Origin of the sequence: Vibrio navarrensis (genome assembly GCF_015767675.1) — a bacterium.
GTDB lineage: Bacteria > Pseudomonadota > Gammaproteobacteria > Enterobacterales > Vibrionaceae > Vibrio.
In genome coordinates this window covers 1,578,347-1,600,911 of record NZ_CP065217.1, presented here as the reverse complement: position 1 = coordinate 1,600,911, position 22,565 = coordinate 1,578,347, and the positions used below count along the sequence as shown (strand labels likewise).

General features: G+C 53.8%; 33 protein-coding genes. 1 reads left to right on the top strand and 32 read right to left on the bottom strand.

The features are described from left to right. The first annotated feature begins 57 nt into the window (after positions 1 to 57). Positions 58 to 1,251 (top strand): class I SAM-dependent methyltransferase, encoded by a 1,194-nt coding sequence (locus tag I3X05_RS07315; protein WP_045570375.1) that lies wholly within the window; start codon positions 58 to 60, stop codon positions 1,249 to 1,251. A gap of 122 nt (positions 1,252 to 1,373) precedes the next feature. Here I3X05_RS07315 and I3X05_RS07310 read toward each other — a convergent pair whose 3' ends face one another. From I3X05_RS07310 to I3X05_RS07160, 32 genes are all read right to left on the bottom strand, one after another. Beyond that, on the bottom strand, positions 1,374 to 6,839 hold the full coding sequence (locus I3X05_RS07310; protein WP_337971110.1) for an Ig-like domain-containing protein: 5,466 nt from the start codon (positions 6,837 to 6,839) through the stop codon (positions 1,374 to 1,376). An 11-nt stretch (positions 6,840 to 6,850) separates the two neighbouring features. Continuing rightward, complete coding sequence (locus I3X05_RS07305) at positions 6,851 to 6,982, bottom strand: cadherin-like domain-containing protein (RefSeq protein ID WP_425304500.1); 132 nt, start codon at positions 6,980 to 6,982, stop codon at positions 6,851 to 6,853. A gap of 153 nt (positions 6,983 to 7,135) precedes the next feature. After that, positions 7,136 to 7,453, bottom strand: coding sequence for an Ig-like domain-containing protein (locus I3X05_RS07300; protein ID WP_337971094.1), 318 nt, complete (start codon positions 7,451 to 7,453; stop codon positions 7,136 to 7,138). After that, positions 7,444 to 7,728, bottom strand: coding sequence for an Ig-like domain-containing protein (locus I3X05_RS07295; RefSeq protein WP_337971108.1), 285 nt, complete (start codon positions 7,726 to 7,728; stop codon positions 7,444 to 7,446). The genes I3X05_RS07300 and I3X05_RS07295 overlap by 10 nt, the downstream gene beginning before the upstream one ends. Further along, positions 7,686 to 8,069: an Ig-like domain-containing protein gene (locus tag I3X05_RS07290; RefSeq protein ID WP_337971103.1), complete on the bottom strand. Its 384-nt coding sequence runs from the start codon at positions 8,067 to 8,069 to the stop codon at positions 7,686 to 7,688. The genes I3X05_RS07295 and I3X05_RS07290 overlap by 43 nt, the downstream gene beginning before the upstream one ends. After that, positions 8,060 to 8,638, bottom strand: coding sequence for a tandem-95 repeat protein (locus tag I3X05_RS07285; protein WP_337971107.1), 579 nt, complete (start codon positions 8,636 to 8,638; stop codon positions 8,060 to 8,062). The genes I3X05_RS07290 and I3X05_RS07285 overlap by 10 nt, the downstream gene beginning before the upstream one ends. Beyond that, complete coding sequence (locus I3X05_RS07280; protein ID WP_337971103.1) at positions 8,596 to 8,979, bottom strand: Ig-like domain-containing protein; 384 nt, start codon at positions 8,977 to 8,979, stop codon at positions 8,596 to 8,598. Before I3X05_RS07280 ends, I3X05_RS07285 begins: the two co-directional genes overlap by 43 nt. Beyond that, positions 8,970 to 9,650 (bottom strand): tandem-95 repeat protein, encoded by a 681-nt coding sequence (locus I3X05_RS07275; RefSeq protein WP_337971106.1) that lies wholly within the window; start codon positions 9,648 to 9,650, stop codon positions 8,970 to 8,972. Before I3X05_RS07275 ends, I3X05_RS07280 begins: the two co-directional genes overlap by 10 nt. Further along, positions 9,637 to 9,729: a hypothetical protein gene (locus I3X05_RS23715; protein WP_425304496.1), complete on the bottom strand. Its 93-nt coding sequence runs from the start codon at positions 9,727 to 9,729 to the stop codon at positions 9,637 to 9,639. Before I3X05_RS23715 ends, I3X05_RS07275 begins: the two co-directional genes overlap by 14 nt. 19 nt (positions 9,730 to 9,748) lie before the next feature. After that, positions 9,749 to 10,144 (bottom strand): Ig-like domain-containing protein, encoded by a 396-nt coding sequence (locus I3X05_RS07270; RefSeq protein WP_337971105.1) that lies wholly within the window; start codon positions 10,142 to 10,144, stop codon positions 9,749 to 9,751. After that, on the bottom strand, positions 10,135 to 11,037 hold the full coding sequence (locus tag I3X05_RS07265; RefSeq protein ID WP_337971104.1) for a tandem-95 repeat protein: 903 nt from the start codon (positions 11,035 to 11,037) through the stop codon (positions 10,135 to 10,137). Before I3X05_RS07265 ends, I3X05_RS07270 begins: the two co-directional genes overlap by 10 nt. After that, positions 10,995 to 11,378 (bottom strand): Ig-like domain-containing protein, encoded by a 384-nt coding sequence (locus tag I3X05_RS07260; RefSeq protein WP_337971103.1) that lies wholly within the window; start codon positions 11,376 to 11,378, stop codon positions 10,995 to 10,997. The genes I3X05_RS07265 and I3X05_RS07260 overlap by 43 nt, the downstream gene beginning before the upstream one ends. Beyond that, the gene (locus I3X05_RS07255; RefSeq protein ID WP_337971094.1) at positions 11,369 to 11,686 is read right to left on the bottom strand and encodes an Ig-like domain-containing protein; all 318 of its coding nucleotides are present in this window, start codon (positions 11,684 to 11,686) and stop codon (positions 11,369 to 11,371) included. The genes I3X05_RS07260 and I3X05_RS07255 overlap by 10 nt, the downstream gene beginning before the upstream one ends. Then, positions 11,677 to 12,270: a tandem-95 repeat protein gene (locus I3X05_RS07250; RefSeq protein ID WP_337971102.1), complete on the bottom strand. Its 594-nt coding sequence runs from the start codon at positions 12,268 to 12,270 to the stop codon at positions 11,677 to 11,679. The genes I3X05_RS07255 and I3X05_RS07250 overlap by 10 nt, the downstream gene beginning before the upstream one ends. Continuing rightward, complete coding sequence (locus tag I3X05_RS07245; RefSeq protein WP_337971101.1) at positions 12,228 to 12,887, bottom strand: tandem-95 repeat protein; 660 nt, start codon at positions 12,885 to 12,887, stop codon at positions 12,228 to 12,230. Before I3X05_RS07245 ends, I3X05_RS07250 begins: the two co-directional genes overlap by 43 nt. Further along, entirely contained in the window at positions 12,845 to 13,066 is a 222-nt protein-coding gene (locus tag I3X05_RS07240) for an Ig-like domain-containing protein (protein WP_337971100.1), read from the bottom strand. The genes I3X05_RS07245 and I3X05_RS07240 overlap by 43 nt, the downstream gene beginning before the upstream one ends. After that, positions 13,063 to 13,191: an Ig-like domain-containing protein gene (locus I3X05_RS07235; protein WP_425304495.1), complete on the bottom strand. Its 129-nt coding sequence runs from the start codon at positions 13,189 to 13,191 to the stop codon at positions 13,063 to 13,065. The genes I3X05_RS07240 and I3X05_RS07235 overlap by 4 nt, the downstream gene beginning before the upstream one ends. Positions 13,192 to 13,212: 21 nt before the next feature. Continuing rightward, positions 13,213 to 13,383, bottom strand: coding sequence for a hypothetical protein (locus tag I3X05_RS07230; protein WP_425304494.1), 171 nt, complete (start codon positions 13,381 to 13,383; stop codon positions 13,213 to 13,215). After that, positions 13,319 to 13,456, bottom strand: a complete 138-nt coding sequence (locus I3X05_RS07225; RefSeq protein ID WP_425304499.1) for a cadherin-like domain-containing protein — start codon at positions 13,454 to 13,456, stop codon at positions 13,319 to 13,321. The genes I3X05_RS07230 and I3X05_RS07225 overlap by 65 nt, the downstream gene beginning before the upstream one ends. Next, positions 13,453 to 13,803 carry an Ig-like domain-containing protein gene (locus tag I3X05_RS07220; RefSeq protein ID WP_337971098.1) on the bottom strand — a complete coding sequence of 117 codons (351 nt, stop codon included), beginning with the start codon at positions 13,801 to 13,803 and terminating at the stop codon, positions 13,453 to 13,455. Before I3X05_RS07220 ends, I3X05_RS07225 begins: the two co-directional genes overlap by 4 nt. Continuing rightward, positions 13,761 to 14,111, bottom strand: a complete 351-nt coding sequence (locus I3X05_RS07215) for an Ig-like domain-containing protein (protein WP_337971098.1) — start codon at positions 14,109 to 14,111, stop codon at positions 13,761 to 13,763. The genes I3X05_RS07220 and I3X05_RS07215 overlap by 43 nt, the downstream gene beginning before the upstream one ends. Further along, positions 14,069 to 15,463, bottom strand: a complete 1,395-nt coding sequence (locus tag I3X05_RS07210; protein WP_337971097.1) for a tandem-95 repeat protein — start codon at positions 15,461 to 15,463, stop codon at positions 14,069 to 14,071. Before I3X05_RS07210 ends, I3X05_RS07215 begins: the two co-directional genes overlap by 43 nt. Before the next feature lie 30 nt (positions 15,464 to 15,493). Further along, positions 15,494 to 15,796 (bottom strand): cadherin-like domain-containing protein, encoded by a 303-nt coding sequence (locus I3X05_RS07205; RefSeq protein WP_337971096.1) that lies wholly within the window; start codon positions 15,794 to 15,796, stop codon positions 15,494 to 15,496. Between the two features lie 264 nt (positions 15,797 to 16,060). Beyond that, positions 16,061 to 16,327, bottom strand: a complete 267-nt coding sequence (locus tag I3X05_RS07200; RefSeq protein ID WP_337971095.1) for a cadherin-like domain-containing protein — start codon at positions 16,325 to 16,327, stop codon at positions 16,061 to 16,063. A gap of 74 nt (positions 16,328 to 16,401) precedes the next feature. Further along, positions 16,402 to 16,719 carry an Ig-like domain-containing protein gene (locus tag I3X05_RS07195; RefSeq protein ID WP_337971094.1) on the bottom strand — a complete coding sequence of 106 codons (318 nt, stop codon included), beginning with the start codon at positions 16,717 to 16,719 and terminating at the stop codon, positions 16,402 to 16,404. Beyond that, a complete protein-coding gene (locus I3X05_RS07190) occupies positions 16,710 to 16,823 on the bottom strand; it encodes a hypothetical protein (protein ID WP_337971093.1) in 114 nt (37 codons plus the stop codon). Before I3X05_RS07190 ends, I3X05_RS07195 begins: the two co-directional genes overlap by 10 nt. 174 nt (positions 16,824 to 16,997) lie before the next feature. Further along, entirely contained in the window at positions 16,998 to 17,138 is a 141-nt protein-coding gene (locus tag I3X05_RS07185; protein WP_337971092.1) for a cadherin-like domain-containing protein, read from the bottom strand. Then, a complete protein-coding gene (locus I3X05_RS07180) occupies positions 17,129 to 17,374 on the bottom strand; it encodes an Ig-like domain-containing protein (RefSeq protein ID WP_337971091.1) in 246 nt (81 codons plus the stop codon). Before I3X05_RS07180 ends, I3X05_RS07185 begins: the two co-directional genes overlap by 10 nt. Then, positions 17,352 to 17,771 carry a cadherin-like domain-containing protein gene (locus I3X05_RS07175; RefSeq protein WP_337971090.1) on the bottom strand — a complete coding sequence of 140 codons (420 nt, stop codon included), beginning with the start codon at positions 17,769 to 17,771 and terminating at the stop codon, positions 17,352 to 17,354. Before I3X05_RS07175 ends, I3X05_RS07180 begins: the two co-directional genes overlap by 23 nt. Before the next feature lie 2 nt (positions 17,772 to 17,773). Next, positions 17,774 to 17,920: a hypothetical protein gene (locus I3X05_RS07170; protein WP_337971089.1), complete on the bottom strand. Its 147-nt coding sequence runs from the start codon at positions 17,918 to 17,920 to the stop codon at positions 17,774 to 17,776. Positions 17,921 to 17,971: 51 nt separating this feature from the next. Continuing rightward, positions 17,972 to 18,223, bottom strand: a complete 252-nt coding sequence (locus tag I3X05_RS07165; RefSeq protein ID WP_337971088.1) for a cadherin-like domain-containing protein — start codon at positions 18,221 to 18,223, stop codon at positions 17,972 to 17,974. After that, positions 18,193 to 22,416, bottom strand: coding sequence for an Ig-like domain-containing protein (locus I3X05_RS07160; protein ID WP_337971087.1), 4,224 nt, complete (start codon positions 22,414 to 22,416; stop codon positions 18,193 to 18,195). Before I3X05_RS07160 ends, I3X05_RS07165 begins: the two co-directional genes overlap by 31 nt. Between the last annotated feature and the right edge of the window lie 149 nt (positions 22,417 to 22,565).

Genomic DNA, 22,565 nt, shown 5'->3' with positions numbered 1-22,565 from the left:
TTTTCTACGCTGATTCCATGAAAATACCCCACTTTCAAATTTCTAAAGAGTACTGCAATGTCAGCTTCAATCTATTTAGCCAAAGGCCGTGAGAAATCCGTCATCAGACGCCATCCATGGATTTTTTCTCGTGGCATCGACAAGGTGGAAGGCAATCCGCAACTGGGAGAAACCGTTGACGTATTGGCTCACGATGGTAAATGGTTGGCAAAAGCGGCCTACTCTCCTGAATCGCAAATTCGCGCCCGTGTGTGGAGCTTTGAAAAAGAAGAGATTAATGTGGACTTTTTCGTTCAACGTCTTCAACAAGCTCAACTGCTGCGCGAAGAGATCATTGCGCGCGATGGTTTAACGGGTTATCGCTTGATCGCGGCAGAATCCGATGGTTTGCCAGGTGTCACCATAGACCGTTACCAAAATTTCTTTGTCTGCCAACTGCTCAGCGCGGGTGCAGAACATCAAAAGCAAAATATTGTTGACGCTTTGGTTGAGGTATTTCCTGACTGCAATGTTTACGAACGCTCAGATGTAGCCGTGCGTAAGAAAGAAGGGTTGAAAGAAACGACTGGTGTGCTACATGGTGACATGCCGCCTAAATCGGTTGTTATCGAAGAAAATGGCGTCAAAATTAGCGTCGATATTGTCGGCGGCCACAAAACCGGTTTCTACCTCGATCAACGCGACAGTCGCCAGCAAGCGATGAAATACTTCAAAGATAAAGAAGTCTTAAACTGCTTTTCCTATACCGGCGGCTTTGGTCTTTATGCTTTAAAAGGCGGAGCCAAAAGAGTGATCAACGCAGACGTCTCGCAGCCAGCGTTGGACACCGCAAAATTCAACGCAGAGTTGAACGAATTTGATATCTCCAAGAAACGCGCCGTGTTCTTAAATGCCGATGTGTTCAAACTGCTACGTGAATATCGCGACCAAGGCACGCAATTTGACGTGGTGATCATGGACCCACCCAAGTTTGCCGAAAGCAAAGCGCAACTCAACGGCGCATGTCGTGGCTATAAAGACATCAACATGCTCGCGATGCAAATTCTCAAACCCGGCGGCACACTGCTCACCTACTCTTGCTCCGGTCTGATGGACCAACTGTTGTTCCAAAAAATCATTGCCGATGCCGCCGTCGATGCTGGCAGAAGCGTCAAATTTGTAGAGCGTTTCGAACAAGCCGCCGATCACCCAACCGACACGGCCTACCCAGAAGGTTTCTACCTTAAAGGGTTTGCGTGTAAGGTGTTGTAAATACAGTCTGTATCTATAAAAAGAGCCTCGATTCCCATCGAGGCTCTTTTTTGCAAAGGATAAATCCAAATTACAGACAGCACAAAAAACCGGAGCCCTTACAAGCTCCGGTTTTCGTTATTTTAGTCCTTTAAATGATTCAGGTTCTCTAACAAGCTATTGGTAATATAGGAAGCATCTACAGCACCATCAAAATCAATCGTTAAGGTTTGGCCGCCTTTGACGATGGTCAGATGCGCACCATTCTCGTTGGTCACTTCGATCGAGACATCACCGACGCTACCTTTAGAATCGCCTTCAAGATCAGCCAGCAAAGTTTCAATATCCGCTTTAGACATATCGTCAAAGAGATCAGATAGATCAAGCTTATCACCTTGCTCGACATTGAAGTCTGTGACGCGGTCACTCGCCGTTTCCATATCAACCCATTTAAAGATGTCAGCACCTTCACCACCAGTTAAGATGTCATTACCAAGGCCGCCGATGAGGATGTCGTTGCCACCTTGCCCATAAAGGATATCGTTACCAAGACCACCATCTAACGTGTCGTTACCACCTCGAGTGTCGTCTATGATATTGAATAGCTCGTGGTTATTCTTGATAAATGTATAGACATCTACATCTGTAGCTTCGTAGCCATTTTTCAGCGAGAGGAACTTATACACAGCATCTAAACCAGCCCCATCCACTAAATCATCTGGTTTTTCTGGATTGTCGCCACCCCAAGGTAGCGCATCTGAATTGACCGCATCTCCAAACAAAATGTCGTTTCCTACATCGCCACTGACGGTATCACTACCCATATCAGCAATGTTATACACAATATCACCACCTTGTAACGCGGCTTCTAATTGCTCTGGGGTTGTGACAATCTGCACTTCACCCGCAGGTGCGAGTAGTGGGCTCAGTAGGTTGATTTCGTCGATTCTTACCTCTCCACTGCGCCCATTTGTCGCATCGTAGCTGATTACTAATTTATAGCTACCAGCCTGTAGCGCACCGCTTTCAACATTGACAGACTTGTTACCATTGGTTTTTTCATCGTTGCCACTCTCTACTAGCTCACCATTTGCATTATACAGTGCCCAGTAGAACTTACCCCTTTCAAGAGTAGCGTCAAAACTCAGTTGTTGGCCTTGTTCCACATTAAATGTATCACTTGTCCATTGAGCATAACCGCCGTCCCAATAGCTGTAGTCGTCGTCGGTCAATACTAGATCACCATCACTGATACTCACATTGCCATCATTACCAGAATTACTGCCAGTCAAACTGGAGAAACTAAACAACATAGCTTCTGTATAGAAGTCCTTAACTTGTTCCATAAGACCGGTATTTGTGTTGTCAAAGAACTTCAATACATCGGTACTAATGTCGTTGCCAATACCAATGGCTTGTACTTGAGCCTTCGTGGAAAGTGAAGCAAACGCATCAATGGCATCTTTTAAAGCACTATCACTACTACCTCCAACATACGGTTCACCATCCGTCAGGAAGAACGCCATATTTTGCGCGCCATTTTGCATACTACTAAACCAAGAATCAGCCATTTCTAAGCCAGCTTCATAATTGGTATAGCCATACGCATTCAGCTTAGTATCTATTGCATTCCACAACTCCTGATATTGGGTTGGATTCGTAGTAATGCTTTGTGCTTCGAAATTAAAATCAACGACGTCATCAAAACAAATAAGTTTTACATTAACAACACCATCGTGCTCTCTAAGAGTTGAGATGAGATTTTTCAACGCAGCTTCAACCATAGCAATACGAGTCATGCCATTGGTGGTTACGTCGCTCATACTTCCTGAAGTGTCTACTATCAATGCAACATTATAGTCTTGCCCTGGAGTCACGGTTTTAACGTAACCGCCCACATCCCCCATAAGTACATCGTCTCCCTGAGTACCAGAAACAGCGTTATCTCCATTAGGGTTTGATGTATCAAGGAGAATAGTACCCGTTTGCCCTTGTGCATATTCTGGCCTATCGAGAGGAGTGTCACCATCCATCTCCTGTGCTCCAGCCGTCACAGTCAGTACAGGCGTTGTTCCAACTGGTGCTTCTACCAATACAGTCAACTTACCTTCCACATTTAGCTGAGCAGGATCGATAACCCAAGTACCGTCAGCTTGCTTAGTTCCGACAGAGAGTGTTACATCGTCAGGAACATCACTAATTACAACAGAGGTAACTTTTTCACTACCATCATTGTCATTCAGGTCAATATCGATATTTAGCTGATATATCTCTGCAGTTTTGACTAACTGTCCGCCACTTACTTCAAACTTGCCATCTGCGAAATACAAACTTTCTACACTGTAGAAATCATGATTAGCGTTACCTGTACCTTGGTGAATTAAAGTAAAGTCTGATGAACCAGCTGTAGTGAACTGATAGTCACTGCTACTACCAACTAAATATGCCGTGTCAACTCCATTACCACCGTAGTAAGCGGTAGTAGAAGTTGCACTTCGAGAAATAAAGATATCATTACCTGTTTCCCCGACATCATCGCCGATCAAGTTGATAGAATCAGAAACATCTGTACCACCAATTAGGATGTCATTGCCATCACCACCTTGCAGATTTTCTGAAACAGCAGACGAATTGTTACCCACAATAACATCGTTACCACTACCACCTTGAACAAGCATATGGGAACCGGACCCATAGACGATAGTGTCATTACCACCTAATGCCTGGACCCAAGCTCCGTTGCTACTCAGATAGTCGTCGTCGTCACTTGCTGTGTCATCAGCAAGTTTACCTTCTATCGCAGCAAGCTGAGCTGCCACTAAAGTATCGGCGACATTGCCACTAACAGAACTCAAAGTGGCAGAAACACTCAAGCCATCACTGATTGGAGTGACCAAAGTGGTAACCGTTGCGGTATCGGTCTTGCCTGTACTATCAACGATGGTGTAAGTGAAGCTTGCCGACCCCGTAACACCTTCGTTTGGCGTAAAGATGATCTCTCCTGTCGCAGCATCATATGATACGGCTCCATCGTTTGAACTAAAACCATCAGCAAGGATAGAGATAGTGTCACCATCATTAAGATCGTAATCATTGCCCAAAAGCAGTGTGCTATTTAGTACGAGCTCACTACCCTCTTTAGTCGTCAGTGTATCGCCAATCAACGGATAGTCGTTTAGATCATGCTCACCATTATTGAAGTTGCCGTTAGCATCAACAGTACCTAGATTGACATCGAGTACTGCATTTCCACCCTGATCCCAATACACAATTTCAATCTTATGGTAGCCATCGCTGTTTATCTCAAAGGAGCTATGCATGGTTGTTGTAGGTGATTGATTACGGTCAACTGTGGCTACAGCAACGCCATCAATTAATATTGTATAGCCATCATCTGCTCTCACTTTAAATGCGTAATTGCCTGCATCTAGATAAACAGAACCACTCATCTTAATCACACCATCTGTGTGATTTGCCACTTCGCCCTGCAATGATCCTGCATCATTATTTAGGAAATCAGCAACCTGAGACTTTGAACTCAAGCTATTGTTGTTGGCATCTAATGAGTAATTAATGTCACGCGCTTCAAAGGTAAGATCTGGGTCTTTACTCGCGATAACATCCAAGGCGTCTTGAACTGACGTCAGATTTCCATTTTCACTGTCATTTGAACTGTAATAGTAACCCGTCAAACCGCGGTATACAGATACCGTATCGTCCTGTGCAACAGGCGCAGCTGAAGTATCGACAACCACAGTCTGTACAATTGTGGTCTCATTACCCGCTGCATCCACAGCGCTAACAGAAAGATCATTACTGCCTTCTGACAGCGCATTACTGATATTAATGGTGTATTTACCGTCTGCATCCGCTGTACCAGTGGCTGCTCGAGGGGCACCTGTCGCATCCGTGTAGGTAATAGTCACGCTCGCACCCGCTTCCGTTAAGCCAGTAATGGATGGAGTTGAATCGTTAGTGACATTGTCCTCTTTGGAACCGCTATTTGTTTCATCGGTAATTTTGGAAGTAAGAGAAACAGTAGTATCTTTCGAAATATGAACAACTTCTGAATCACCTGTATTACCAGCGCTATCAGTGGCACTTACCACGACGTTTAGTTGTCCATCAGTCAGTTGCGAAACATCTACAACGACTGAGAAATAGTCAGCATTCTCATCACTAGTATCAACCGAGATCCCCGAAGAAATCACCATTGGATTACCGTCTTTATCAGTAATTGTAATGGTATCTATAGACGCTCCTTTTTCGACAAAACCGGAGATAGTCACATTTCCTTGTTCATCAAAATTAATGACATTGTCATCGCTTTCCTCTTCAACAAAAACTTCAATGTTTAAGCTTTGGTCGACGCTATAAACTTCATTGCTATACGCACTAAACTCATTCCCCGCATCATCTGTCCCTGTGACAGTGGCAACAATATGAGGATATTGAAGCGTAGTATTAGCCAACTTCGAGCCTAATACTTCGACCGTAAATAGGTACTTACCATCTGCATTTGTATCATTGGAAACCAATGCACGACCAATCTCGACTCCACCAAGAGTAATTGTAACGGTATCGCCAGGTCTAGCGTCACCACTTACCCAACCAGTGATAGGAATCAACACACCTTCAGCAGACTCATTAGCGTTAATGATTCTGTCATCCGTGATTGGATCGACATCAATAGAGGCTGTCGCAGACGTATCGACCGTATGCGTTGAAGAACCGGTGCTGGTCACTGGGTTGCCCGCGCCGTCCGTTGACGCCACGTTCACATCGAACGCGGTGTCCGCGGCCAGGTCTGCACCCGCCACATCCACTGTCCAGTTGCCATCAGCATCGACCGTGGTTTCGTAAGGCTTACCATTGATGGTCATGGTTACCACATCGCCTTCGCTGATATCGCCACCGGTGGCTTTACCGGTCACGGTCACTGTGCCTGCCGCTTCACTCGCGTTAATCACATCATCAGCAGTAATTGGATCAACTGAAACACGATTAACACTCACAGAAACTTCTGCAGAATCAAACGCAACTCCATCGGTAATAGTATAAGTAACAGTTGCTTTACCACTAAAACCATTCGCTGGCGTGAATTCGAGTTTACCGTCGACGATCGCGACCGTACCTTGCTCGACTGGGACCGTCGCGCCTGTGATGGTCAACGTATCGCCATCCACATCGCTGTCATTCGCCAACACATCGATGGTGATCACGCCACCGTCTTCTGTGCCTGACGCCGTATCGTCTGTGGCCACTGGGCCGTCGTTCACGGCATTCACGGTCACTTTCACGTTCGCGCTGTCTACATCGCCGTCCGCGTCTTTCACCTGGTAGCCGAAGTTGATCTCACCATTGAAGTCAGCCGCTGGCTCGAACGTCATCGCGCCATCCGCCGCGATGACCACGGTGCCATTGTCCACCGCGATGTCTTGGGCATTGCCGGTTAACGCCACGCCGTTGATGTGGGTGATTTCCAGGCCGCCGTCTGGTGCACTGTCGTTGCCCGTTAGGTTCAGCGTGATGCTGCCGTCTTCGGCAACCGTCACTTCGTCATTCACCGCGTCTACCGCATCGTTCACGGCATTCACGGTCACTTTCACGTTCGTCACTTTCACGGTAGCATTCGCAGCCGCTTCGTTCGCGCCATGTCTACATCGCCGTCCGCGTCTTTCACCTGGTAGCCGAAGTTGATCTCACCATTGAAGTCAGCCGCTGGCTCGAACGTCATCGCGCATCGCGCCATCCGCCGCGATGCCACGGTGCCATTGTCCACCGCGATGTCTTGGGCATTGCCGGTTAACGACCCGTTGATGTGGGTGATTTCGGCCGTGGTGCACTGTCGTTGCCCGTTAGGTTCAGCGTCACTTGTCCACCGCGATGTCTTGGGCATTGCCGGTTAACGCCACGCCGTTGATGTGGGTGATTTCAGGCCGCCGTCTGGTGCACTGTCGTTGCCCGTTAGGTTCAGCGTGATGCTGCCGTCTTCGGCAACCGTCACTTCGTCATTCACCGCGTCTACCGCATCGTTCACGGCATTCACGGTCACTTTCACGTTCGCGCTGTCTACATCGCCGTCCGCGTCTTTCACCTGGTAGCCGAAGTTGATCTCACCATTGAAGTCAGCCGCTGGCTCGAACGTCATCGCGCCATCCGCCGCGATGACCACGGTGCCATTGTCCACCGCGATGTCTTGGGCATTGCCGGTTAACGCCACGCCGTTGATGTGGGTGATTTCAGGCCGCCGTCTGGTGCACTGTCGTTGCCCGTTAGGTTCAGCGTGATGCTGCCGTCTTCGGCAACCGTCACTTCGTCATTCACCGCGTCTACCGCATCGTTCACGGCATTCACGGTCACTTTCACGTTCGCGCTGTCTACATCGCCGTCCGCGTCTTTCACCTGGTAGCCGAAGTTGATCTCACCATTGAAGTCAGCCGCTGGCTCGAACGTCATCGCGCCATCCGCCGCGATGACCACGGTGCCATTGTCCACCGCGATGTCTTGGGCATTGCCGTTAACGCCACGCCGTTGATGTGGGTGATTTCCAGGCCGCCGTCTGGTGCACTGTCGTTGCCCGTTAGGTTCAGCGTGATGCTGCCGTCTTCGGCAACCGTCACTTCGTCATTCACCGCGTCTACCGCATCGTTCACGGCATTCACGGTCACTTTCACGTTCGCGCTGTCTACATCGCCGTCCGCGTCTTTCACCTGGTAGCCGAAGTTGATCTCACCATTGAAGTCAGCCGCTGGCTCGAACGTCATCGCGCCATCCGCCGCGATGACCACGGTGCCATTGTCCACCGCGATGTCTTGGGCATTGCCGGTTAACGCCACGCCGTTGATGTGGGTGATTTCAGTGCACTGTCGTTGCCCGTTAGGTTCAGCGTGATGCTGCCGTCTTCGGCAACCGTCACTTCGTCATTCACCGCGTCTACCGCATCGTTCACGGCATTCACGGTCACTTTCACGTTCGCGCTGTCTACATCGCCGTCCGCGTCTTTCACCTGGTAGCCGAAGTTGATCTCACCATTGAAGTCAGCCGCTGGCTCGAACGTCATCGCGCCATCCGCCGCGATGACCACGGTGCCATTGTCCACCGCGATGTCTTGGGCATTGCCGTTAACGCCACGCCGTTGATGTGGGTGATTTCGGCCGCCGTCTGGTGCACTGTCGTTGCCCGTTAGGTTCAGCGTGATGCTGCCGTCTTCGGCAACCGTCACTTCGTCATTCACCGCGTCTACCGCATCGTTCACGGCATTCACGGTCACTTTCACGTTCGCGCTGTCTACATCGCCGTCCGCGTCTTTCACCTGGTAGCCGAAGTTGATCTCACCATTGAAGTCAGCCGCTGGCTCGAACGTCATCGCGCCATCCGCCGCGATGACCACGGTGCCATTGTCCACCGCGATGTCTTGGGCATTGCCGTTAACGCCACGCCGTTGATGTGGGTGATTTCCAGGCCGCCGTCTGGTGCACTGTCGTTGCCCGTTAGGTTCAGCGTGATGCTGCCGTCTTCGGCAACCGTCACTTCGTCATTCACCGCGTCTACCGCATCGTTCACGGCATTCACGGTCACTTTCACGTTCGCGCTGTCTACATCGCCGTCCGCGTCTTTCACCTGGTAGCCGAAGTTGATCTCACCATTGAAGTCAGCCGCTGGCTCGAACGTCATCGCGCCATCCGCCGCGATGACCACGGTGCCATTGTCCACCGCGATGTCTTGGGCATTGCCGGTTAACGCCACGCCGTTGATGTGGGTGATTTCCAGGCGCCGTCTGGTGCACTGTCGTTGCCCGTTAGGTTCAGCGTGATGCTGCCGTCTTCGGCAACCGTCACTTCGTCATTCACCGCGTCTACCGCATCGTTCACGGCATTCACGGTCACTTTCACGTTCGCGCTGTCTACATCGCCGTCCGCGTCTTTCACCTGGTAGCCGAAGTTGATCTCACCATTGAAGTCAGCCGCTGGCTCGAACGTCATCGCGCCATCCGCCGCGATGACCACGGTGCCATTGTCCACCGCGATGTCTTGGGCATTGCCGGTTAACGCCACGCCGTTGATGTGGGTGATTTCCAGGCCGCCGTCTGGTGCACTGTCGTTGCCCGTTAGGTTCAGCGTGATGCTGCCGTCTTCGGCAACCGTCACTTCGTCATTCACCGCGTCTACCGCATCGTTCACGGCATTCACGGTCACTTTCACGTTCGCGCTGTCTACATCGCCGTCCGCGTCTTTCACCTGGTAGCCGAAGTTGATCTCACCATTGAAGTCAGCCGCTGGCTCGAACGTCATCGCGCCATCCGCCGCGATGACCACGGTGCCATTGTCCACCGCGATGTCTTGGGCATTGCCGGTTAACGCCACGCCGTTGATGTGGGTGATTTCCTGCCGTCTTCGGCAACCGTCACTTCGATTCACCGCGTCTACCGCACCACGTCACGGCATTCACGGTCACTTTCACGTTCGCGCTGTCTACATCGCCGTCCGCGTCTTTCACCTGGTAGCCGAAGTTGATCTCACCATTGAAGTCGCCGCTGGCTGAACGTCATCGCGCCATCCGCCGCGATGACCACGGTGCCATTGTCCACCGCGATTAACGCCACGCCGTTGATGTGGGTGATTTCCAGGCCGCCGTCTGGTGCACTGTCGTTGCCCGTTAGGTTCAGCGTGATGCTGCCGTCTTCGGCAACCGTCACTTCGTCATTCACCGCGTCTACCGCATCGTTCACGGCATTCACGGTCACTTTCACGTTCGCGCTGTCTACATCGCCGTCCGCGTCTTTCACCTGGTAGCCGAAGTTGATCTCACCATTGAAGTCAGCCGCTGGCTCGAACGTCATCGCGCCATCCGCCGCGATGACCACGGTGCCATTGTCCACCGCGATGTCTTGGGCATTGCCGGTTAACGCCACGCCGTTGATGTGGGTGATTTCAGGCCGCCGTCTGGTGCACTGTCGTTGCCCGTTAGGTTCAGCGTGATGCTGCCGTCTTCGGCAACCGTCACTTCGTCATTCACCGCGTCTACCGCATCGTTCACGGCATTCACGGTCACTTTCACGTTCGCGCTGTCTACATCGCCGTCCGCGTCTTTCACCTGGTAGCCGAAGTTGATCTCACCATTGAAGTCAGCCGCTGGCTCGAACGTCATCGCGCCATCCGCCGCGATGACCACGGTGCCATTGTCCACCGCGATGTCTTGGGCATTGCCGGTTAACGCCACGCCGTTGATGTGGGTGATTTCCAGGCCGCCGTCTGGTGCACTGTCGTTGCCCGTTAGGTTCAGCGTGATGCTGCCGTCTTCGGCAACCGTCACTTCGTCATTCACCGCGTCTACCGCATCGTTCACGGCATTCACGGTCACTTTCACGTTCGCGCTGTCTACATCGCCGTCCGCGTCTTTCACCTGGTAGCCGAAGTTGATCTCACCATTGAAGTCAGCCGCTGGCTCGAACGTCATCGCGCCATCCGCCGCGATGACCACGGTGCCATTGTCCACCGCGATGTCTTGGGCATTGCCGGTTAACGCCACGCCGTTGATGTGGGTGATTTCCAGGCCGCCGTCTGGTGCACTGTCGTTGCCCGTTAGGTTCAGCGTGATGCTGCCGTCTTCGGCAACCGTCACTTCGTCATTCACCGCGTCTACCGCATCGTTCACGGCATTCACGGTCACTTTCACGTTCGCGCTGTCTACATCGCCGTCCGCGTCTTTCACCTGGTAGCCGAAGTTGATCTCACCATTGAAGTCAGCCGCTGGCTCGAACGTCATCGCGCCATCCGCCGCGATGACCACGGTGCCATTGTCCACCGCGATGTCTTGGGCATTGCCGTTAACGCCACGCCGTTGATGTGGGTGATTTCCAGGCCGCCGTCTGGTGCACTGTCGTTGCCCGTTAGGTTCAGCGTGATGCTGCCGTCTTCGGCAACCGTCACTTCGTCATTCACCGCGTCTACCGCATCGTTCACGGCATTCACGGTCACTTTCACGTTCGCGCTGTCTACATCGCCGTCCGCGTCTTTCACCTGGTAGCCGAAGTTGATCTCACCATTGAAGTCAGCCGCTGGCTCGAACGTCATCGCGCCATCCGCCGCGATGACCACGGTGCCATTGTCCACCGCGATGTCTTGGGCATTGCCGGTTAACGCCACGCCGTTGATGTGGGTGATTTCAGGCCGCCGTCTGGTGCACTGTCGTTGCCCGTTAGGTTCAGCGTGATGCTGCCGTCTTCGGCAACCGTCACTTCGTCATTCACCGCGTCTACCGCATCGTTCACGGCATTCACGGTCACTTTCACGTTCGCGCTGTCTACATCGCCGTCCGCGTCTTTCACCTGGTAGCCGAAGTTGATCTCACCATTGAAGTCAGCCGCTGGCTCGAACGTCATCGCGCCATCCGCCGCGATGACCACGGTGCCATTGTCCACCGCGATGTCTTGGGCATTGCCGGTTAACGCCACGCCGTTGATGTGGGTGATTTCAGGCCGCCGTCTGGTGCACTGTCGTTGCCCGTTAGGTTCAGCGTGATGCTGCCGTCTTCGGCAACCGTCACTTCGTCATTCACCGCGTCTACCGCATCGTTCACGGCATTCACGGTCACTTTCACGTTCGCGCTGTCTACATCGCCGTCCGCGTCTTTCACCTGGTAGCCGAAGTTGATCTCACCATTGAAGTCAGCCGCTGGCTCGAACGTCATCGCGCCATCCGCCGCGATGACCACGGTGCCATTGTCCACCGCGATGTCTTGGGCATTGCCGGTTAACGCCACGCCGTTGATGTGGGTGATTTCCAGGCCGCCGTCTGGTGCACTGTCGTTGCCCGTTAGGTTCAGCGTGATGCTGCCGTCTTCGGCAACCGTCACTTCGTCATTCACCGCGTCTACCGCATCGTTCACGGCATTCACGGTCACTTTCACGTTCGCGCTGTCTACATCGCCGTCCGCGTCTTTCACCTGGTAGCCGAAGTTGATCTCACCATTGAAGTCAGCCGCTGGCTCGAACGTCATCGCGCCATCCGCCGCGATGACCACGGTGCCATTGTCCACCGCGATGTCTTGGGCATTGCCGTTAACGCCACGCCGTTGATGTGGGTGATTTCCAGGCCGCCGTCTGGTGCACTGTCGTTGCCCGTTAGGTTCAGCGTGATGCTGCCGTCTTCGGCAACCGTCACTTCGTCATTCACCGCGTCTACCGCATCGTTCACGGCATTCACGGTCACTTTCACGTTCGCGCTGTCTACATCGCCGTCCGCGTCTTTCACCTGGTAGCCGAAGTTGATCTCACCATTGAAGTCAGCCGCTGGCTCGAACGTCATCGCGCCATCCGCCGCGATGACCACGGTGCCATTGTCCACCGCGATGTCTTGGGCATTGCCGGTTAACGCCACGCCGTTGATGTGGGTGATTTCCAGGCCGCCGTCTGGTGCACTGTCGTTGCCCGTTAGGTTCAGCGTGATGCTGCCGTCTTCGGCAACCGTCACTTCGTCATTCACCGCGTCTACCGCATCGTTCACGGCATTCACGGTCACTTTCACGTTCGCGCTGTCTACATCGCCGTCCGCGTCTTTCACCTGGTAGCCGAAGTTGATCTCACCATTGAAGTCAGCCGCTGGCTCGAACGTCATCGCGCCATCCGCCGCGATGACCACGGTGCCATTGTCCACCGCGATGTCTTGGGCATTGCCGTTAACGCCACGCCGTTGATGTGGGTGATTTCCAGGCCGCCGTCTGGTGCACTGTCGTTGCCCGTTAGGTTCAGCGTGATGCTGCCGTCTTCGGCAACCGTCACTTCGTCATTCACCGCGTCTACCGCATCGTTCACGGCATTCACGGTCACTTTCACGTTCGCGCTGTCTCATCGCCGTCCGCGTCTTTCACCTGGTAGCCGAAGTTCTCACCATTGAAGTCAGCCGCTGGCTCGAACGTCATCGCGCCATCCGCCGCGATGACCACGGTGCCATTGTCCACCGCGATGTCTTGGGCATTGCGTTAACGCCACGCCGTTGATGTGGGTGATTTCAGGCCGCCGTCTGGTGCACTGTCGTTGCCCGTTAGGTTCAGCGTGATGCTGCCGTCTTCGGCAACCGTCACTTCGTCATTCACCGCGTCTACCGCATCGTTCACGGCATTCACGGTCACTTTCACGTTCGCGCTGTCCATCGCCGTCCGCGTCTTTCACCTGGTAGCCGAAGTTGATCTCACCATTGAAGTCAGCCGCTGGCTCGAACGTCATCGCGCCATCCGCCGCGATGACCACGGTGCCATTGTCCACCGCGATGTCTTGGGCATTGCGGTTAACGCCACGCCGTTGATGTGGGTGATTTCCAGGCCGCCGTCTGGTGCACTGTCGTTGCCCGTTAGGTTCAGCGTGATGCTGCCGTCTTCGGCAACCGTCACTTCGTCATTCACCGCGTCTACCGCATCGTTCACGGCATTCACGGTCACTTTCACGTTCGCGCTGTCTACATCGCCGTCCGCGTCTTTCACCTGGTAGCCGAAGTTGATCTCACCATTGAAGTCAGCCGCTGGCTCGAACGTCATCGCGCCATCCGCCGCGATGACCACGGTGCCATTGTCCACCGCGATGTCTTGGGCATTGCGGTTAACGCCACGCCGTTGATGTGGGTGATTTCCAGGCCGCCGTCTGGTGCACTGTCGTTGCCCGTTAGGTTCAGCGTGATGCTGCCGTCTTCGGCAACCGTCACTTCGTCATTCACCGCGTCTACCGCATCGTTCACGGCATTCACGGTCACTTTCACGTTCGCGCTGTCTACATCGCCGTCCGCGTCTTTCACCTGGTAGCCGAAGTTGATCTCACCATTGAAGTCAGCCGCTGGCTCGAACGTCATCGCGCCATCCGCCGCGATGACCACGGTGCCATTGTCCACCGCGATGTCTTGGGCATTGCCGTTAACGCCACGCCGTTGATGTGGGTGATTTCCAGGCCGCCGTCTGGTGCACTGTCGTTGCCCGTTAGGTTCAGCGTGATGCTGCCGTCTTCGGCAACCGTCACTTCGTCATTCACCGCGTCTACCGCATCGTTCACGGCATTCACGGTCACTTTCACGTTCGCGCTGTCTACATCGCCGTCCGCGTCTTTCACCTGGTAGCCGAAGTTGATCTCACCATTGAAGTCAGCCGCTGGCTCGAACGTCATCGCGCCATCCGCCGCGATGACCACGGTGCCATTGTCCACCGCGATGTCTTGGGCATTGCCGGTTAACGCCACGCCGTTGATGTGGGTGATTTCCAGGCCGCCGTCTGGTGCACTGTCGTTGCCCGTTAGGTTCAGCGTGATGCTGCCGTCTTCGGCAACCGTCACTTCGTCATTCACCGCGTCTACCGCATCGTTCACGGCATTCACGGTCACTTTCACGTTCGCGCTGTCTACATCGCCGTCCGCGTCTTTCACCTGGTAGCCGAAGTTGATCTCACCATTGAAGTCAGCCGCTGGCTCGAACGTCATCGCGCCATCCGCCGCGATGACCACGGTGCCATTGTCCACCGCGATGTCTTGGGCATTGCCGGTTAACGCCACGCCGTTGATGTGGGTGATTTCCAGGCCGCCGTCTGGTGCACTGTCGTTGCCCGTTAGGTTCAGCGTGATGCTGCCGTCTTCGGCAACCGTCACTTCGTCATTCACCGCGTCTACCGCATCGTTCACGGCATTCACGGTCACTTTCACGTTCGCGCTGTCTACATCGCCGTCCGCGTCTTTCACCTGGTAGCCGAAGTTGATCTCACCATTGAAGTCAGCCGCTGGCTCGAACGTCATCGCGCCATCCGCCGCGATGACCACGGTGCCATTGTCCACCGCGATGTCTTGGGCATTGCCGGTTAACGCCACGCCGTTGATGTGGGTGATTTCCAGGCCGCCGTCTGGTGCACTGTCGTTGCCCGTTAGGTTCAGCGTGATGCTGCCGTCTTCGGCAACCGTCACTTCGTCATTCACCGCGTCTACCGCATCGTTCACGGCATTCACGGTCACTTTCACGTTCGCGCTGTCTACATCGCCGTCCGCGTCTTTCACCTGGTAGCCGAAGTTGATCTCACCATTGAAGTCAGCCGCTGGCTCGAACGTCATCGCGCCATCCGCCGCGATGACCACGGTGCCATTGTCCACCGCGATGTCTTGGGCATTGCCGGTTAACGCCACGCCGTTGATGTGGGTGATTTCAGGCCGCCGTCTGGTGCACTGTCGTTGCCCGTTATTCACCGGTTCAGCGTGATGCACTTTCACGTTCCGCTGTCTTCGGCAACCGTCACTTCGTCATTCACCGCCACGTTCACGATCACCGTCTACCGCATCGTTCACGGCATTCACGGCATTCACGGTCACTTTCACGTTCGCGCTGTCTACATCGCCGTCCGCGTCTTTCACCTGGTAGCCGAAGTTGATCTCACCATTGAAGTCAGCCGCTGGCTCGAACGTCATCGCGCCATCCGCCGCGATGACCACGGTGCCATTGTCCACCGCGATGTCTTGGGCATTGCCGGTTAACGCCACGCCGTTGATGTGGGTGATTTCGCCATTCACCGCGTCTACCGCATCGTTCACGGCATTCACGGTCACTCACGGTCACATTTCACGCGCGTAGCCGCCGTCTGGGTGCAAGGGTGATCTCACTTGACTTCGTCATTCACCGCGTCTCGCATCGTTCACGGCATCACGGTCACTTTCACATTCGCGCTGCTCCGCATCGCCGCCGCGTCTTTCACCTGGTACCAGGCGATGTCTTAAGTATTGCCGGTTAACGCCACGCCGTTGATGTTGATTTCCAGGCCGCCGTCTGGTCAGCCCGTCATCGCGCCATCGGCAACCGTTGTCACGATGTCGTCATTCACGTTGCCCGTTAGGTTCAGCGTGATGCTGCCGTACCACTTCGTCATTCACCGCATCGTTCACGGCATTCACGGTCACTTTCACGTTCGCGCTGTCTACATCGCCGTCCGCGTCTTTCACCTGGTAGCCGAAGTTGATCTCACCATTGAAGTCAGCCGCTGGCTCGAACGTCATCGCGCCATCCGCCGCGATGACCACGGTGCCATTGTCCACCGCCACGCCGTTGATGTGGGTGATTTCAGGCCGCCGTCTGCCCGTCATTCACCGACCGCATGTTCACGGCATTCACGGTCATTGTCCACCGCGATGTCTTGCGATGTCTTGGGCATTGCCGGTTAACGCCACGCCGTTGATGTGGGTGATTTCAGGCCGCCGTCTGGTGCACTGTCGTTGCCCGTTAGGTTCAGCGTGATGCTGCCGTCTTCGGCAACCGTCACTTCGTCATTCACCGCGTCTACCGCATCGTTCACGGCATTCACGGTCACTTTCACGTTCGCGCTGTCTACATCGCCGTCCGCGTCTTTCACCTGGTAGCCGAAGTTGATCTCACCATTGAAGTCAGCCGCTGGCTCGAACGTCATCGCGCCATCCGCCGCGATGACCACGGTGCCATTGTCCACCGCGATGTCTTGGGCATTGCCGGTTAACGCCACGCCGTTGATGTGGGTGATTTCAGGCCGCCGTCTGGTGCACTGTCGTTGCCCGTTAGGTTCAGCGTGATGCTGCCGTCTTCGGCAACCGTCACTTCGTCATTCACCGCGTCTACCGCATCGCGCTGTCTACATCGCCGTCCGTTTCACCTGGCGCCGATTCACGGTCACTTTCACGTTCGCGCGATGTCTTGGGCATCGCCACGCCGTTGATCCGCGTCACTTTCACCTGGTAGCCGTCATTCACCGCGTCTGATCGTTCACGGCATTCACCATTGAAGTCAGCCGTCCGCGTCTTTCACCTGGTAGCCGAAGTTGATCGTGAAGTCAGCCGCTGGCTCGAACGTCATCGCGCCATCCGCCGCGATGACCACGGTGCCATTGTCCACCGCGATGTCTTGGGCATTGCCGGTTAACGCCACGCCGTTGATGTGGGTGATTTCAGGCCGCCGTCTGGTGCACTGTCGTTGCCCGTTAGGTTCAGCGTGATGCTGCCGTCTTCGGCAACCGTCACTTCGTCATTCACCGCGTCTACCGCATCGTTCACGGCATTCACGGTCACTTTCACGTTCGCGCTGTCTACATCGCCGTCCGCGTCTTTCACCTGGTAGCCGAAGTTGATCTCACCATTGAAGTCAGCCGCTGGCTCGAACGTCATCGCGCCATCCGCCGCGATGACCCACGGTTGATGTCAGGTGATTTCCCATTGTCCACCGCGATGTCTTGGGCATTGCGTTAACGCCACGCCGTTGATGTGGGTGATTTCCAGGTCTGGTGCACTGTCGTTGCCCGTTAGGCAGCGTGATGCTGCCGTCTTCGGCAACCGTCACTTCGTCATTCACCGCGTCTACCGCATCGTTCACGGCATTCACGGTCACTTTCACGTTCGCGCTGTCTACATCGCCGTCCGCGTCTTTCACCTGGTAGCCGAAGTTGATCTCACCATTGAAGTCAGCCGCTGGCTCGAACGTCATCGCGCCATCCGCCGCGATGACCACCACGCGATTTAACGCGCCGTCTTTTTCAGGCCGCCGTCTGGTGCATGGCATTGCCATCGTTAACGCCACGCCGTTGATGTGGGTCTTGATTTTAACGCCACGCCGTTGATGTGGGTGATTTCCAGGCCGCCGTCTGGTGCACTGTCGTTGCCCGTTAGGTTCAGCGTGATGCTGCCGTCTTCGGCAACCGTCACTTCGTCATTCACCGCGTCACCGCGGTCACTACCGCATCGTTCACGGCCGATTCACGGTCACTTTCATCGCATCCGCCGCGATGACCACGGTCGCGCTGGTCGTACATCGCCGTCCGCGTCTTTCACCTGGTAGCCGAAGTTGATCTCACCATTGAAGTCAGCCGCTGGCTCGAACGTCATCGCGCCATCCGCCGCGATGACCACGGTGCCATTGTCCACCGCGATGTCTTGGGCATTGCCCGTTAACGCCACGCCGTTGATGCATCGGGCATTCACGGTCACTTTCACGTTCGCGCTGTCGCCGTCTGGTAGCACTGATCGTTGCCCGCTGTCATCGGTCCGCAGCGTGATGCGTTGCCCGTTAGGTTCAGCGTGATGCTGCCGTCTTCGGCAACCGTCACTTCGTCATTCACCGCGTCTACCGCATCGTTCACGGCATTCACGGTCACTTTCACGTTCGCGCTGTCTACATCGCCGTCCGCGTCTTTCACCTGGTAGCCGAAGTTGATCTCACCATTGAAGTCAGCCGCTGGCTCGAACGTCATCGCGCCATCCGCCGCGATGACCACGGTGCCATTGTCCACCGCGATGTCTTGGGCATTGCCGGTTAACGCCACGCCGTTGATGTGGGTGATTTCCAGGCCGCCGTCTGGTGCACTGTCGTTGCCCGTTAGGTTCAGCGTGATGCTGCCGTCTTCGGCAACCGTCACTTCGTCATTCACCGCGTCTACCGCATCGTTCACGGCATTCACGGTCACTTTCACGTTCGCAGTATCGGTTCCGCCATTGCCATCGCTGATGGTGTAGCTGATGGTCGCTTCGCCGTTGAAGTTCGCCGCTGGCGTGAACTCGAGTTTGCCGTCGACGATCGCGACCGTACCTTGCTCTGCTGGGACCGTCGCGCCTGTGATGGTCAACGTATCGCCATCCACATCGCTGTCGTTCGCCAACACATCGATGGTGATCATGCCACCGTCTTCTGTGCCTGACGCCGTATCGTCTGTGGCCACTGGGCCGTCGTTCACCGCATCCACGGTCACTTTCACGTCCGCAGTATCGGTTCCGCCATTGCCATCGCTGATGGTGTAGCTGATGGTCGCTTCGCCGTTGAAGTTCGCCGCTGGCGTGAACTCGAGTTTGCCGTCGACGATCGCGACCGTACCTTGCTCTGCTGGGACCGTCGCGCCTGTGATGGTCAACGTATCGCCATCCACATCGCTGTCGTTCGCCAACACATCGATGGTGATCACGCCACCGTCTTCTGTGCCTGACGCTGAATCATCCACAGCCATTGGAGCAACACCATGAGTTGATAAAGCCGAACTTGTTACGGTATTTCCCGCCGAGTCCGAAGACGTCACAACAACTTCGAACTCGGTGTCCGCTGCTAGGTCGCTACCCGCCACATCCACTGTCCAGTTGCCGTTCGCATCGACCGTGGTTTCGTAAGATTTACCATTGATCGTCATGGTCACTTTATCGCCTTGTGCGATATCGCCACCTGTCGCTGTACCTGTCACCGCGATGGTTTGTCCGCTTTCTGCCGCGTTGACCACGTCATCTTCTGTGATATTCGCCACCGTCACTGTACCCGCTTCCGCAGCCAGATCGATCGTATGCGTTGAAGTGGTAGAGGCAGAGTAAGGATTTCCTGCGCTGTCCACACCAGTTACTGTCGCAACAAAACTGTTATCGTTTGCTAGATCGGTACCCGAAACCTCCACACTCCAAGTTTTGTTTGCCAAAACCGTTGCTGTGTATAAGGTGCCGTTAATTGTCATTGAGACTAGATCACCAGCTTTAGCATCGAAACCAACACGGCCACTGACAGTAACGTTTGACTGACTCTCAGCAAGATTAATAACATCATCGCTAGTGATAGGGTTGACACGTATTGTCGCCAGTGACGATGTATCAACAAAGTATACTTCGGTAGAGGTAGATGAGCCGATTTGCCCCTTGCTGTTCACAACATCGACAACAGCTGTCACTTGTTTGTCAGAGTCGGCAAGTAACTCATTACCAGGAACATCAATTGCGTACCTGCCGTCAACAACTTGCCCACTAAACTCTTTGCCATTAACAATTAGCGTTACCGTTCCTTGCTCAAACTCTTCCCCCGAAACGGTACCAGTAATAGTAATATCACTTTGAGATTCACTTGCATTTATTACCGAGTCTTCAGTAATTGGATCGATGTCAATGTTCACGATAACAGGCGTGTCATCAAATCTATGAACTGACTCACCTGTAGAGGTGACTTCGTTACCTGCTGCATCGGTTGAATTAACGGTTACTTCAAAAGCAGTATCAACAGCAAGGTCTGAGCCGCTTACAGATAACTCCCACGAGCCATCTTCAGAAACGCTACCTTTGTATTCGTTACCGTTAATGATCGCGGTAACAACATCTCCAGTTTTGATGTCACCATCAGTCGCTGAACCAGTCACTGTAATAGTCTGATTTTTCTCTGTTTCTGTAATCACATCATCTGAGGTAATTGGATCGACAGAAACCGTACCAGTCTCTGCCGAAGTATCCAGAGTAAAGTTGAGCGTGCTACTGGCCGAAGTGTTGCCTGCTGCATCGGTCTGGCGAACGATGATGGTGTTTGCACCTTCTACTGGTGTTGGTGCTGTGGCTGTCCATTCACCATTAACAAAGTACTCCACCGTCGTACCTTCTTCGGTACCTGCAACGGTGAAATCACCTTTATTAGTAAGGAAGTCATCCGCTAAGCTGCCGCTGTCGGTATCGAGAGAAATTTGCGGTGCATCTGGCGCGGTGGTATCTAACGTGAACGTCAGCGTGCTGCTGCCTGAGGTGTTGCCCGCCGCATCGGTCTGACGAACGATGATGGTGTTTGCACCTTCCATTGGTGTTGGCGCTGTGGTTGTCCATTCACCATTAACAAAGTACTCCACCGTCGCACCTTCTTCGGTGCCAGCAACGGTGAAGTCGCCTTTGTTAGTCAGGAAGTCATCCGCCAAACTGCCGCTGTCGGTGTCTAGTGAGATCTGCGGCGCGTCTGGCGCGGTGGTATCTAACGTGAACGTCAGCGTGCTGCTACCAGAAGTATTACCTGCTGCATCGGTCTGGCGAACGATAATGGTATTTTCGCCTTCCACTGGCGTTGGAACTGTCGTCGTCCACTCGCCATCAACAAAATATTCGACCGTCGCACCTTCTTCGGTGCCAGCAACGGTGAAATCACCTTTATTAGTAAGGAAGTCATCGGCCAAGCTGCCGCTGTCGGTATCGAGAGAGATCTGCGGTGCATCTGGCGCGGTGGTATCTAAAGTAAAGGTTAACGTGCTGCTACCAGAAGTGTTACCTGCTGTATCTGTCTGACGAACGATGATGGTGTTCTCACCTTCAACTGGCGTTGGCGCCGTGGTTGTCCATTCACCATTAACAAAGTACTCCACCGTCGCACCTTCTTCGGTGCCTGCAACGGTGAAATCGCCTTTATTGGTCAGGAAGTCATCAGCAAAACTGCCGCTGTCAGTGTCTAGTGAGATCTGCGGCGCGTCTGGCGCGGTGGTATCGAGAGTAAACGTCAGCGTGCTACTGGCCGAAGTATTACCTGCCGCATCGGTCTGACGAACAGTGATGGTGTTTGCACCCTCTACTGGTGTTGGCGCGGTGGTTGTCCACTCACCATTGACAAAATACTCCACCGTCGCACCTTCTTCGGTGCCAGCAACGGTGAAATCACCTTTATTAGTAAGGAAGTCATCGGCCAAGCTGCCGCTGTCAGTGTCTAGCGAGATCTGCGGAGCATCTGGCGCTGTCGTGTCGAGAGTAAACGTCAGCGTGCTGCTACCAGAAGTGTTGCCTGCTGCATCGGTCTGACGAACAGTGATGGTGTTTTCGCCTTCCACTGGCGTTGGCGCTGTGGTTGTCCACTCGCCATCAACAAAATATTCGACCGTCGCACCATCATTTTGTCCAGAGACGGTGAATGATCCATTGTTGGTTAGAAAATCGTCCGCTTCAGAACCACTATCTTCATCTAGTGTAACGGTCAATAGAGGCAAAGTTTCTGCTGGACTGGTAGTTGCCGCATCTGAAGAAAAAGAACTGTACACTTCAAAGAGAGAAAGACTTTGCGCTTGGTTAAGCCCCAGGTCCTGCAAACCTTGGGTAGTAAATGCTGTACTTGCTAGAGTCTCGCTTGCGTCGCGGGAAATCGTCCCTCCAGAGACCAAACTCGAACCGCCCGTTTCACCTGCGGCGGTAGCAAACTCATCACCCAGTTGGGTTGGATCTTGTCCGTCTTCTAACGCTGCAAAAATCTGCTGCACGTCACCCGTAATGTCATTGCTGCCGTTTTCTGTCGCCACTCGAACAGTGGGCACCTCAGATTCATCTAGGGTATCAATCACAACTTCGCCAGGTGCAGGTGTTTGTCCGGGCGCTAACATTCTTATATTGCCGTTCAAATCAATAACAACAATTCGACCAGCGGTAAGAGCAGCTCCAGAAAGAAAGGCTGAGAAATCCATAAATAAACCTCTGTGATGACGGTGCAGTTCTGCCAATATTTTGACAGGTACATTAATTCTATTTTCTTACCCATTAGTATATCAAACGGGGATCGCTAGAACATCCGAAAAGCCAATCTCTTTTACATTTTTGTCACCTATTGGCGACT